The organism is Mesorhizobium sp. P171375 (genome assembly GCF_057786075.1).
In genome coordinates, this window is record NZ_JBYNWF010000001.1 from 4446648 (window position 1) to 4458814 (window position 12167).

Annotated in this window: 11 protein-coding genes; 10 read left to right on the plus strand and 1 reads right to left on the minus strand. The window is 62.3% G+C overall.

All coding sequences use genetic code 11. The features are described 5' to 3' along the window. Window positions 1-14: 14 nt before the first annotated feature. The 3 genes from ACYHH6_RS21435 to ACYHH6_RS21445 all read left to right on the plus strand — a co-directional run bounded on the left by ACYHH6_RS21435 (window position 15) and on the right by ACYHH6_RS21445 (window position 2829). Window positions 15-1004, plus strand: a complete 990-nt coding sequence (locus ACYHH6_RS21435) for an AraC family transcriptional regulator (RefSeq protein ID WP_352587005.1) — start codon at window positions 15-17, stop codon at window positions 1002-1004. 60 nt (window positions 1005-1064) lie between these two features. Further along, complete coding sequence (locus ACYHH6_RS21440) at window positions 1065-2273, plus strand: MFS transporter (protein WP_352586792.1); 1209 nt, start codon at window positions 1065-1067, stop codon at window positions 2271-2273. 289 nt (window positions 2274-2562) lie between these two features. Then, a complete protein-coding gene (locus tag ACYHH6_RS21445; RefSeq protein WP_112561811.1) occupies window positions 2563-2829 on the plus strand; it encodes a hypothetical protein in 267 nt (88 codons plus the stop codon). A gap of 63 nt (window positions 2830-2892) precedes the next feature. On the opposite strand, the gene ACYHH6_RS21450 is transcribed toward ACYHH6_RS21445, so the two are convergent. Next, window positions 2893-3942, minus strand: a complete 1050-nt coding sequence (locus tag ACYHH6_RS21450) for a LysR family transcriptional regulator (protein WP_352586794.1) — start codon at window positions 3940-3942, stop codon at window positions 2893-2895. 102 nt (window positions 3943-4044) lie between these two features. Here ACYHH6_RS21450 and ACYHH6_RS21455 point away from each other — a divergent pair, with 102 nt between their 5' ends. The 7 genes from ACYHH6_RS21455 to ACYHH6_RS21485 are packed head-to-tail and all read left to right on the plus strand — an operon-like array spanning window position 4045 to window position 12148. Continuing rightward, a complete protein-coding gene (locus tag ACYHH6_RS21455; protein WP_352586796.1) occupies window positions 4045-5559 on the plus strand; it encodes a leucyl aminopeptidase in 1515 nt (504 codons plus the stop codon). A gap of 41 nt (window positions 5560-5600) precedes the next feature. Further along, complete coding sequence (locus tag ACYHH6_RS21460; RefSeq protein WP_352586798.1) at window positions 5601-6503, plus strand: proline iminopeptidase-family hydrolase; 903 nt, start codon at window positions 5601-5603, stop codon at window positions 6501-6503. A gap of 19 nt (window positions 6504-6522) precedes the next feature. Then, the gene (locus tag ACYHH6_RS21465; RefSeq protein WP_352586800.1) at window positions 6523-8184 is read left to right on the plus strand and encodes an ABC transporter substrate-binding protein; all 1662 of its coding nucleotides are present in this window, start codon (window positions 6523-6525) and stop codon (window positions 8182-8184) included. A 22-nt stretch (window positions 8185-8206) separates the two neighbouring features. After that, a complete protein-coding gene (locus ACYHH6_RS21470; RefSeq protein ID WP_352586802.1) occupies window positions 8207-9223 on the plus strand; it encodes an ABC transporter permease in 1017 nt (338 codons plus the stop codon). After that, window positions 9223-10194 carry an ABC transporter permease gene (locus ACYHH6_RS21475; protein ID WP_352586804.1) on the plus strand — a complete coding sequence of 324 codons (972 nt, stop codon included), beginning with the start codon at window positions 9223-9225 and terminating at the stop codon, window positions 10192-10194. The genes ACYHH6_RS21470 and ACYHH6_RS21475 overlap by 1 nt, the downstream gene beginning before the upstream one ends. Then, window positions 10191-11150: an ABC transporter ATP-binding protein gene (locus ACYHH6_RS21480; protein ID WP_352586806.1), complete on the plus strand. Its 960-nt coding sequence runs from the start codon at window positions 10191-10193 to the stop codon at window positions 11148-11150. Before ACYHH6_RS21475 ends, ACYHH6_RS21480 begins: the two co-directional genes overlap by 4 nt. Before the next feature lie 8 nt (window positions 11151-11158). After that, the gene (locus ACYHH6_RS21485; protein ID WP_352586808.1) at window positions 11159-12148 is read left to right on the plus strand and encodes an ABC transporter ATP-binding protein; all 990 of its coding nucleotides are present in this window, start codon (window positions 11159-11161) and stop codon (window positions 12146-12148) included. Window positions 12149-12167: the final 19 nt, after the last annotated feature.

Here is a 12167-nt window from a genome sequence, read left to right on the forward strand (position 1 = left end):
TCTATATCAGCTCAATGCTTGACCATTCGTCCCGACCGTCTTCGCCGTCCCATATCCCGATGGATGCGCTCAGTGAAGTTCTGCAGGACTTTCGCTTGAGCGGCGTCAACTATGGCCGCTGCGAGCTCCGGCATCCATGGAGCATAGACTTTCCGCAGCAACCGCTGCTTCGGTTCCATTTTGTCGGCCATGGGCCATGCTGGATTCATACCGAAGCGCAAGGCTGGCAGGAGTTGCGCGATGGCGATCTGGTGCTGCTGCCGCAAGGCATCGCCCATCGGCTGGCTAGCGCGCCGGACGTTGAGGTCGACTCGCTCGAGGGCTGCCAGGTGATCAAGTTCGGCGGCAACGTCTGCGAAGTGGTACGGCAGGGAACGGGCGCGACGAGCACCCTTTTCTGCGGCTCGATGGCCTTGGGTTCCTGTGCGCTCAACCCATTGATCACGTTGATGCCGCCTGTCATCAAGGGTTGCGACGTGGCCGGCAATGACCCTGTCGTCGGTCCTTTGCTGGCGGCTATGACGGTGGAGGCCGCACACCCGCAGATGGGCAGCGCCACCATTTTGTCGCGTATGGCGGATTTGCTGACAGCCCGGCTCATCCGCTGCTGGGTCAATTGCAATGGCGCTTCGACCACCGGTTGGCTCGCAGCCATCCGCGACCCCCATATTGGCCGCGCTCTGGCAGCCATGCACCGAAACCCCGGCCACAACTGGACGCTGGGAAGCCTGGCCGGCGTGGCAGGCCAATCGCGGTCGATTTTCGCCGAGCGCTTCAGCGCTGTCTTGGGCGAGGGTGCTGCACGCTATCTCGCCCGCCTGCGGATGCAGCTTGCCCGTGAGTTGCTGGGGCAGAACGGCTTGTCGGTTGCCGAAGTGGCTACCCGTTTGGGCTATGATTCCGAGGCATCCTTCGCGCGCGCGTTCAAGCGCATCACCAATGTTTCGCCAGGTGTTGTGCGCCGCACAATTCCCGGACGAATAGATATGAATTTCGGATTCTAGGATACATATCATCCGAACGGACTCGTCTATAGAAGATCTCCAAACTTTGGAGATCCTTCCGTGACTGACACAACATTACAGCTTGAAGACGCCGCGATTGGCCTTGACGCCGATGCGCCAACCGCATGGAGCGCAGCCACCTGGTTCGCGGTCATTTCATTGGCGGCCACCAGCTTTGCCCTGGTGTCCGCCGAATTCCTGCCGGCAGGTCTGTTGACGCCGATGGCGCGCGATCTCGGCATCAGCGAGGGAACAGCCGGACAGGTCGTCACCGCCACCGCTTCGGTCGGCGCCGTGACGGCGATGTTGAGCAATGTTCTCATCGGCCGGTTGAACCGCAAGACGGTGCTGGTTGGTCTCATGGCCCTGGCGGTCGCTTCCAATATTCTTGCAGCGCTGGCGCCCAATTTCTGGCTGCTGTTGCTGGGCCGGGCCGGGCTGGGAATCGCGCTCAGCGCTTTCTGGGCACTTTCGGTTGCCGTCGTAGCGAGGCTGGTCGGCGCCAATGCGACAGGTCGGGGCATGGCCATCGTCACCCTGGGCGTCTCGCTCGCCACCATTGCCGCGCCGTCGATGGGCGCGTTGATCAGCGACTGGCTGGGGTGGCGCAGCGCCATGGCCATGACAGCGGGGCTGGCCCTGGTTGCCATGCTACTGCAGTTTCTCAGCCTGCCGACCTTGCCTGCAACCGCAAGCAACAGCCTTGCCGACGTGTTTCGGCTGACGCGGCGGCGTGGCATTCAGCTCGGCATGCTTGCCATTGTTTTGCTGATGACCGGGCATTTCGCCGGCTCCGTCTATGTGCGCTCCTTCCTCGAACATGTGACGCTGCTTGCAACCGGGCCGATTGCGCTGGCTCTGCTCGGATTTGGCATCGCCGCCGTGGTCGGCAACATTGTCGGCGGCCGCTTGGCCGACGCCAATATCCGCATGGCGCTCGTGGTGACCGCCGTCTTGATGGCGTTTGCGGCGCTGGCATTGGTGCTTTGGGGCGTGCACGTCGGCGCTGCCTTCGCGCTCGTAACGCTTTGGGGCTTGGCCTTCGGCATGGGGCCGGTGGTGCTGCCGACCAATCTGTCCCGTGCGGCACCTGACGCACTGGAAGCGGCGGGCAGCCTGATGGTCGTCTCTTTCCAGGTTGCCATCACCATCGGCGCGGTTGTCGGCGGCTATGTCGTGGACAATTACGGCGCCACGGCGCCTTTGACTCTCACCGCCGTCCTTGCCGCATCGACAGCTTTGCTGGCGCTGCTACAGCCTCGCAGCTAACCCTACTTCAACTGCCCTAAAGCGCGTCGCGCCTGAACGGCCCTGTGCGACGCGCTTTAAGTTTTTGTTTTTATGCATGTCGTTATCCCAAAACCGCTGCGCACTTTTGGGCGACATGCATTAGTCTAGACGGCCTGACTCCGGGCCGCCGCGATGTTGCAGCCGCGTTACACAAGTTTATGCGGCACACGCGTTGCGTTTTGCCGCAATCGGCGGCTAAGGGACGCTCGGCTTCGGCCATTTGAAGGCAGCGACGATCAAGTTCTGCCTTTGTGAGGAGATGACTGACATGAAGAAGTTTTTGCTCGTCGGCGTGGGTGTCGCCATGCTTGCCGCATCGGCCTGTTCGAAGGCGCCTGAATGCACGCAGGAGATTGCGGCCAAGAAGGCCCAGGAGATGACCGCCGCGCTGCAGGAGGCGATCACCAAGGATCCGTCCAAGGCGGCTGACCTGACGGCCAAGGTGCAGGCGGTGACGACCAAATACCAGGGCGCCACGACGCTGGACGAAGCCTGCAAGGCCTATGACGAACTGACGGCCGCCATCAAGGGCTGATTTTCGTTCGGGGAATTGAAGAAGGCGGTGGCTCGGGGAGCCACCGCCTTTTTTGCTGGTGTTCTAAGGGATAGCCATCGTCCGTTTGTGATCGTCGATCTCGGCGAGCAGCCAGTCCTGGAACAGGCCTGTGCCCGGCTTGTTGCCGATGCTGCGACGCTGATGCAGATAGATGCCGGCCGGATAGGTGTGGCGGGCTCGGAACGGGGCGATCAGTTTTCCCTGCTGCAGAAGATCCTGCGCCATCATCGTGTCGGCCAGCGCTATACCCGCGCCGTTTATCGCCTCGCGCATGATCAAGGTGCAGTCATCGAGGGTCGTGCTCGATTTCGGCGTGGTGTCCAACACGCCTTCCTGCTCCAGCCATCGCTTCCATCGCATGGTCTCGCATTCATGGATCAGGTGGTGATTGACCAGATCGGCGGGCGACCGCAGCGGCACCGGCCCTTCCAGCAGCGAGGGCGCGCAAACCGGGGTCAGCAACAGCGGGATCAACAGCGTTAGCGCCGGGCCGGCCTTGTAGACGAACTCGTCGACAATGGCCAAATCGAAGTTGGCCCGCTTGCCGGACGTGGAAATCTCCAGATCCACGGATGGATGCAGCCGGCGAAAGTTTGGCAACCGGTCCGCCAGCCAAAGGTTCAGAACCGCCGGTACGCACAAGACCCTGACACGTTGGGCCTTGCTGTGGCTTGGGCCGTCGGAGACGCTGACATCGTCGGTGGCGCGCCAGATCGCCTCGAACGCTTCGGAGAGGCCGCGCGCATAGTAGGACCCCCTGATGGTCGGCGTTATCTGGCGAAAGCCACGCTCGAACAGATCCTGGCCGAGATTTCGTTCAAGCGCACGGATGTGGCGGCTTACGGCCGACGGTGTCAGGTGCAATTCCTCCGCTGCATCCTTGATGCTGCCGAGGCGTGCGGCAGCCTCGAAAGCGCGCATGCCGTTGAGTGAGGGTAGCGCCATCGCCCGATCATGAATTGTCAGTTGAGTTTTTGTCAATCGACTTGGGCAAAATTGGCGTTTGATCACCTGGCCGGTTCGGGGATACGCAAGAGACAAGAGCGACCAAGTCGCCATCAGAAAACGATTATTTGGGGCCTCCGGCACCATTCCACCAACGGCAGAGACCGGCCTGATCGGTTCCACCGCTGGCGGGCGAAGCTTTGCGCAAAGCTGCGCTAAGGCCGGGGAAAAATGGGAGAATGACTGCTTATGCCTCAATCGCCAGTGCCGGTGTTTGAAGCGGCCGACGAGATTTCCGCGGAAACCTCTGTCGTCGTGATCCTGCAAACTGCCCAGACAGGCTTTGGCCCACGGGCAGCGGCACTGGATGTTGAGCTGAGCGGGATTTTGTCCCGTGCCTGCTCCGATACGGACGCTCTGGCCGAATCCGGCACCTGCATCGATGTGATCGCTCCCCAGGCCGTATCGACCCGGCGCGTCATCGTTCTCGCCCTAGGCAAGGCTGAGGCCATTACGACACTCTCACTGGCACGCGCCGGCGGTCTGCTTGCCGCGCATCTTGAGGGCAAGAGCGAGTGCGCCGCCACCCTGGTCCTGGACCCGACCGCCGGCGTCGATATGCCCGGCGCGGAAATCCTGGCGCGCGTGGCGCTCGGCATGCGGCTTCGGCGCTATCGTTTCGACATGCGCAACCAACGCCAGGGAGCAGGCGCGGATCGAACCTTGCGGGTACAACTGGTCGGCGCAAGCGGCGCGGAGCTCGCCCCGGCGCTGGCGCGGACCAATGCCATCGCCGACGGCGTCGAATATGCGCGCACCCTGGTCAACCTGCCGCCGAACCATCTCCATCCCGACAATTTCCACGATCACCTCGAGCCGCTGCGCGAAGCCGGCATCGACGTCGAGATCCTCGACATGGCGAAGCTTAGGGAACTCGGAATGAATGCCATCCTGGCCGTCGGGTCAGGTTCAGTGCGGCCGCCGCGCGTTGCGGTCCTGCGCTATCGCGGCAAGGGTGCTCCCGCACAGCCGATGGCTTTCGTAGGCAAGGGTGTCTGCTTTGACTCCGGCGGCCTCTGCATCAAGCGCGGCGAGCAGATGTTCGACATGAAGGCCGACATGGGTGGCGCGGCGGCAGTGGTTGGCCTGCTGATCGCGCTTGCCCGGCAAGGCAGTCCGGTGCATGCCGTCGGCGTTCTGGGCATCGCCGAGAACATGCCGTCCGGCACCGCGCTCAAGCCGCGCGACATCATCACCACGGCCTCCGGACAGACCGTGGAAGTGTTCGACACCGACGCGGAAGGACGGCTGATCCTAGCCGACTGCCTTTACTATGCAGCTACGCGCTTCAACCCCTCCGTGATCGTCGATCTGGCGACGCTGACCTATTCGGTGATGCGTGGCCTCGGATCGATATTCGCCGGCCTGTTCAGCACCGACAACGCCACCGCGACGCAGATGATCGCGGCAGGAGAAACGGTCGGTGAGCGGTTCTGGCAGTTGCCGCTCGACCGCGCTTACGATGAGGGCTTGCAATCGCCATTCGCCGATATCCGGCACCACGCCAAGGACATGGAAGATGGCGACGCGCCCTATGCGGCGGCGTTCCTGCGCCACTTCACCGAGGATCGGCCCTGGGTGCATCTCGACATAGCCGGCAAGGAAATGGCCGACAAGGATCAGCCGCTCGGCCGGGAAGGCGCCACGGCGTTCGGCGTGCAGATGCTGGAAGAATGGGTGCAAACCAGCCGCAAGGTGAACTAGGCCCAACAACACGATGCCTTCAAACATGCAAGGGAGCCGGGATGTCGTCTGAGATCAGTGGTAGGCAGAGGCGGGCCGCCTTCGGCAACTACGAAACCTGGTATCGTATCTCCGGCGACCTCGACGCCGACAAAGCCCCGGTGGTGATCCTGCATGGTGGGCCGGGCGCCGCCCACAATTATGTCGATGCCTACAAGCTTCTTGCCCGCCGCGGCCGCGCCGTCATCCACTACGACCAGTTGGGCTGCGGCAACTCCACCTTGCTGCCGCAGAAGGGCGCCGATTTCTGGACGCCTAAGCTCTTCATCGACGAGCTTGAAAACCTTGTCGACCATCTCGGCATCCGGTCCGGCTTCCATGTCCTCGGTCAGAGCTGGGGCGGCATGCTAGGCGCCGAATATGGGGTAACGCGACCGAAAGGCCTGAAGTCGTTGACCATCGCCAACTCGCCGGCTTCCATGAAGCTGTGGGTTGAAGAAGCCAACCGGCTGCGCGCCGACCTGCCCGTGGATGTCCAGGAGACGCTGACCCGCCACGAGCAGGCCGGCACGACGGACGATCCGGCCTACCAGGAAGCGACGATGCGGTTCTACGAACGGCATGTCTGCCGCGTGCCTTTTCCGCCCGAAGTGACGGAGACCTTCGCCCAGATCGCACGCAATCCGACCGTCTATCATGTCATGAACGGGCCAAACGAGTTTCACGTCATCGGAACGCTGAAGAACTGGAGCATCGTCGATCGACTGCCGGCCATCGATGTTCCGACGTTGATCATATCAGGTCGCTATGACGAGGCCACGCCAGCGACCGTGCAGCCCTTCAAGGACGGCATCAAAGGATCGCACTGGGAGATATTCGAGCATTCCAGCCACATGCCGCATGTCGAGGAGCAAGAGGCGTGCATGCGGGTGGTGGGAGACTTTCTGGACGACAACGACAACTGAGAAAAAAGGGGAATAAAACATGAAGAAACTGTTTTTTGCGGCGTCAGCCGCTTCATTGCTGGCCGGCACATGGCTGGCCCCGGCGCAGGCCGAATATCTCAAGGAGCATAGAGGCGGCACCATCCGCCTTCTCGCCCGCTCGGCGGCGGGAACGCTCGATCCGCACATCAATTACACCGACCAGGGTTGGCAGATGTACCAGCCGATCTATGACGGCCTGGTGGCCTTCCGCAAAGCCGAAGGCATGGGCGGCTTCACCATCGTCCCCGATCTGGCCGAGGCGCTGCCTGTGGTTACGAATGACGGCAAGACCTTCACCTTCAAGCTGCGCAAGGGCATTAAGTTCTCCGGCGGCCAGGATCTTGGCATCAAGGACGTCGTTGCCTCCTTCCAGCGCATCTTCAAGATTTCCGGACCGACCTCAGGCACCTTCTATGCCGGCATCGTCGGCGCCGACAAATGCCTGGCCGACACCAAGAGCTGCACGCTGGAAGGCGGCGTTGTCGGTGACGAAGCCGCCGGTACCATCACCATCAACATCACCAAGCCGGATGCCGAGCTGCTCTACAAGCTCGCTTTGCCTCACGCAGTGGTTCTGCCGGCCGACACGCCCGCCGAAGACATGGGCTCCAAGCCTATCCCCAGCACCGGTGCGTATATGATCTCCGCCTTCGACCCCAACAAGGGCATGACGGTGTCGCGCAATCCCAATTTTAAGCAGTGGAGCGAGGAAGCCCAGCCCGACGGTTACCCGGATGTCGTACAATATGATTTCGGCCTGTCCGAGGAAGCAGCGGTCTCGGCGATCCAGAACGGCGAGGCGGACTGGATGTTCGACGCGCTGCCGAGCGATCGCCTGGGCGAACTTGGCAGCAAATCCATGGACCAGTTGCACATCTCGCCGCTGTCAGCATGGTGGTATGCGCCGTTGAACAACCGACTGGCACCCTTCGACAACGAAAAAGCGCGCCAGGCGGTTGCCTATGCAGTCGACCGCAACACGCTGGTCAAGCTGTTCGGCGGCAAGGTGCTGGCCTCGCCGGTCTGCCAGGTCCTGCCGCCGGATTTCCCCGGCCATGAGGATTATTGCCCCTTCACCAAGAACCCCGGCGCCAAATGGTCGGCGCCCGATCTCGACAAGGCAAAGCAGCTCGTCGAGGAATCCGGCACCAAGGGCCAGAAGGTAACCATCATCGCCGAGGACACTGCCATCTCACGCTCCATCGGTGTCTATCTGCAGAGCGCGCTGACCAGCATCGGCTATGTCGCCGACGTCAAGCCGATCTCGTCCAACATCCAGTTCACCTACATCCAGAACACTAACAACAAGGTGCAGATGTCCATCACCCAGTGGTACAAGGACTATCCCGCGGCTTCCGACTTCCTGAACATCTTGTTCTCCTGCGCTTCCTTCCGTGAAGGGTCGGACGCTTCAATCAACATCGCCGGCTTCTGCGACAAGGATATCGACACCAAGATGCAGAAGGCGCTTGATCTCGGTGTGACCGATCAGAAGGCTGCCGACAAATTGTGGGCCGAAATCGACCGGGAGGTCACCGATAAGGCGCCGGCCGTTGGCCTCTTCACGCCGAAGCGACTTGACTTCGTCAGCAAACGGGTTGGCAATTTCAAGTTCAACCGGCAGTTCAACTGGATGATCACCCAATCCTGGGTGCAGTAACGAACTGCGGAGAGGCACGGCCGTGTCGAACCAAGCCATCGCCATGCCGCGCAAGACGCGAGGGCCCTGGGCCGTCGCGTTTGCAAAGCTGGCAACGGACAGGGCTGCGATGGCATCCCTGGCCGTATTCCTCCTCATCGTCCTTGCCTGCCTCAGCGCGCCTCTCTATGCGAAATGGGCGGGCACGGACCCCTTCGCCTCGACGCTCGACACCGTCATCCAGATCGACGGCGTCGACGTCCCCGTGATGGAGCAGTCGACGGAGGGGCTTGGTCTTGGCTACACGCCGATCGGTCCGACCTGGCGGCTCGGCAACTATTTCCTTGGCGCCGACAGCCAGGGCCGCGATGTCATGGCCCGTATGCTCTATGGCGGGCTGAGTTCGCTGCTGATCTCCGGCGCAGCCACCATCTTCACGCTGATCATCGGCACGCTGGCAGGGCTGATGGCCGGCTATTTCGGCGGCATCACCGACACCGTGCTGTCGCGCTTTCTGGATGTGCTTTGGGCATTTCCGATCTATCTGCTGGCGATATCGCTTTCCATCGTCACCATCGCGCAGGGCATCTCGATCGGGCCGATCGAGATCGAGTCCGGCAGTCTGTGGCTGCCGGTCATCATCATCGGCATTGTCTACGTGCCCTATGTGGCGCGCCCCATACGCGGCCAGGTTCTGTCGCTTCGACACAGCGAATTCGTGTTCGCCGCGATTAATCTGGGTGTGCCGGGATGGCGCATCCTGTGGCGCGACATCCTGCCCAACATCACCACCACGCTGATCGTCTTCGTGCCACTGATGATGGCGCTGAACATGCTGACGGAATCGGCGCTCTCCTTCCTGTCGATCGGTGTCCAGCCGCCGGCCGCAAGCTGGGGCACCATCATCCAGGACGGACAGGCGCTGCTTTACACCCGCCCGCTCGTGGCGCTGGTGCCGGGCCTGGCAATCGCGGTGTCCGTCATGGTGCTGAACGTCTTCGGCGACGGCCTGCGCGACGCGCTCGACCCGCGCTCCAAGGTACGGCTGGGGCGCGATTGATGATCTACGCCATCCTGCGCCGCTTCGGTCAGATGCTGTTCGTGATGTTCGGCATCTCGGTCATCGTCTTCCTGATTTTCTTTGCCACGCCGGGCGCCGACCCGGCGGCGCGCATTGCCGGCCGTAATGCATCGCCCGAGGTGCTGGAAGCGGTGCGGCACAGCTTCGGCTTCGACCAGCCGCTCTACGTCCAATATGTGAAGATGATGGAGAAGATCTTCGTCACCGGCGACCTGACCTCCTTCGTCAACCGCGGCTGGAGGGTGGTGCCGGCGGTCATGGATTCTATTCCCGTCACGCTCTCGCTGGTGTTTGGGGCGGCGATCCTGTGGGTGGTTGTCTCCATCATCATCGGAATCGTTGCCGCCGCCACCCGCGGCAGCTGGCTGGACAAGCTTCTGATGGCGCTGGGGCTTCTCGGCATTTCCATGCCAGTCTACTGGCTGGGCGAGGTGATGAACCTGATCACCCAGAGCCGCTATCACGACAACTGGGCGTTCTCCTGGGTGCCGCCGCTCGGCTACAAGAATTTCTCCGACGATCCGAAGGGCTGGTTCCTGACCCTGGTCATTCCCTGGATCACGTTGGCCATCCTCTACATCGGCATTTACGGGCGCGTCCTGCGCGCGGCCATCATCGAATCCATGCAGGAAGACTATATCCGCACCGCCCGTGCCAAGGGCCTGTCGGAAACGCGCATCTTGCTGCGCCATGCCTTGCGCACCTCGCTGATTGCCTTCGTCACCCTGTTCGGCCTGGATTTCGGCGCGCTGGTGGGCGGTTCCGCGTTGCTGACGGAGGTGGTGTTCGGACTGCATGGCATCGGCAAGCTCACCTATGACGCGCTGCAGAACCTTGATCTACCGATGATCATGGCAACGGTGATGTATGCCTCCATGTTCGTTGTCATCGCCAACGCGGTCGTCGATTTCGTCTACATCCTTCTCGATCCGCGCCTGAGGACATCATGATACTGTCGGTGCGCGACCTCAGAGTATCCTTCCGCACCAATGACGGCCTGGTGCGCGCCATCGATGGCGTTTCCTTCGACCTCGAAGAGAGCGAGATCCTCGGCGTCGTCGGCGAATCCGGTTCGGGCAAGACGGTGTCGCTGCTGGCGGTGATGGGCCTCATCACCGACCCCAACGCCATCATCGAGGGGTCTATCCGCTACAAGGGCCGCGAACTGGTGGGACTGCCGGCGCGCGAACTCAGGCGCCTGCGCGGCAACGAGATCGCGATGATCTTCCAGGACCCGATGACGGCGCTGACGCCGGTCTACACGATCGGCTGGCAGATCGCCGAGCAGATCCGGGCGCATCAAAATATCAGCAAATCCAAGGCGATGGCGCGCGTCGAGGAACTGCTGGCCGAGGTGAATTTTCCCAACCCGCACGAGGCCATGTCGCGCTATCCGCACCAGCTTTCCGGCGGCATGCGCCAGCGGGCGGTGATCGCCATGGCGCTGTCCTGCAACCCGGCGCTGCTAGTCGCGGACGAGCCGACCACGGCGCTCGACGTGACGGTACAGGCCGGCATTCTTGACCTCGTGCGCAAGCTGCGCGCGACGCACAAATCGGCGGTTGTCTTCATCACCCATGACATGGGCGTGGTCTCCGAACTCGCCGACCGGGTGATGGTCATGTATGCCGGCCGGGTGGTGGAGCGCGGCAGCCGCATGGAGCTGTTCTCCGACCCGCGACACCCCTATACGCGCGCGCTGCTCGGTTCGATCCCGCCGCTGACCGGCGAGAAGCCACGCCGCCTGCCGGCCATTCCGGGCTCGCCGCCATCGCTGCTGCGCTTGCCGCAAGGCTGCGCTTTCGGCCCGCGTTGCCCGGTTCAGTATGAGCCCTGTATGTCCGGCAAGCCCGACCTTGGCGCCAGCACCCATGCCGCGGCGTGCTTCCGGGTGGCGCAGGCATGAGCGGACCTATGACCAGCAAAGACCTTCCGATCCTCGAGACGCGTTCGCTCGGCAAGCGTTTTGCGATCGGCACTCGTTTTTCCGCGGAGGGCAAGCGAACCGTCCATGCCGTCGACAATGTTTCGCTGACGGTGTGGCGCGGCGAGACAGTCGGGTTGGTCGGCGAATCCGGATGTGGCAAGTCCACGCTGGCGCGCTGTCTGGTGAGGCTCTACGACATATCGGACGGCAAGCTTCTCTTCGAAGGCGACGACATCACCACAAAGTCGCTGTCCGAACTCAGGCCGCTGCGGCGCCGTCTGCAAATGGTTTTTCAGGATCCATCGGCCTCGCTCAATCCGCGCCGGCGCGTTGGCGACCTGGTGGCCGAGCCGCTGCGTATCCACGGCAAGCTTTCGTCACGCGAAATCACCCAGCGCGTCGCGGAACTGTTCGACCTCGTCGGACTGCTGCCGGATCATGTCATGCGCTATCCCCACGAATTCTCCGGTGGACAGCGCCAGCGTCTCGGCATTGCGCGCGCCATTGCCCTCAATCCCGATCTGGTCGTGCTGGACGAACCCGTCTCGGCGCTCGACGTGTCGGTGCAGGCGCAGATCGTCAACCTGCTTGCCGACCTCCAGGAGAAGCTGAAGCTCACCTATATCTTCATCGCTCACGACCTGTCAGTGGTGCGTCAGGTCTCGACCCGCATCGCGGTCATGTATCTTGGTTCGATCGTCGAGGAAGGACCGGCGGAAGAATTGTTTGCGACACCATCCCACCCTTACAGCCAGGCGCTGATCTCGGCGGTCCCCGTCGTTGAGACGACGCCGAGCGGGACGAGCAAGCGCGTTATCCTGACTGGCGATGTGCCGAGCCCGCTCAACCCGCCACCCGGATGCCGCTTCCATCCTAGATGTCCGATAGCGGTGGAAAGGTGCCGCACCGAACGACCCGTGCTCAACGAGCGTAAACCCGGCCGCAAGGTGGCCTGTCACTTCCCGACATTGATCTGAGCGTGACTCGCAAAGCTAT

What these genes read in the sequence shown, in the direction of transcription:
- ACYHH6_RS21460 (WP_352586798.1), top strand. Translation starts at nt 5,601, where the DNA reads ATGTCGTCTGAGATCAGTGGTAGGCAGAGGCGGGCCGCCTTCGGCAAC.
- ACYHH6_RS21480 (WP_352586806.1), top strand. Translation starts at nt 10,191, where the DNA reads ATGATACTGTCGGTGCGCGACCTCAGAGTATCCTTCCGCACCAATGAC.
- ACYHH6_RS21445 (WP_112561811.1), top strand. Translation starts at nt 2,563, where the DNA reads ATGAAGAAGTTTTTGCTCGTCGGCGTGGGTGTCGCCATGCTTGCCGCA.
- ACYHH6_RS21450 (WP_352586794.1), bottom strand. Translation starts at nt 3,942, where the DNA reads ATGGTGCCGGAGGCCCCAAATAATCGTTTTCTGATGGCGACTTGGTCG.
- ACYHH6_RS21475 (WP_352586804.1), top strand. Translation starts at nt 9,223, where the DNA reads ATGATCTACGCCATCCTGCGCCGCTTCGGTCAGATGCTGTTCGTGATG.
- ACYHH6_RS21455 (WP_352586796.1), top strand. Translation starts at nt 4,045, where the DNA reads ATGCCTCAATCGCCAGTGCCGGTGTTTGAAGCGGCCGACGAGATTTCC.
- ACYHH6_RS21485 (WP_352586808.1), top strand. Translation starts at nt 11,159, where the DNA reads ATGACCAGCAAAGACCTTCCGATCCTCGAGACGCGTTCGCTCGGCAAG.
- ACYHH6_RS21435 (WP_352587005.1), top strand. Translation starts at nt 15, where the DNA reads ATGCTTGACCATTCGTCCCGACCGTCTTCGCCGTCCCATATCCCGATG.
- ACYHH6_RS21465 (WP_352586800.1), top strand. Translation starts at nt 6,523, where the DNA reads ATGAAGAAACTGTTTTTTGCGGCGTCAGCCGCTTCATTGCTGGCCGGC.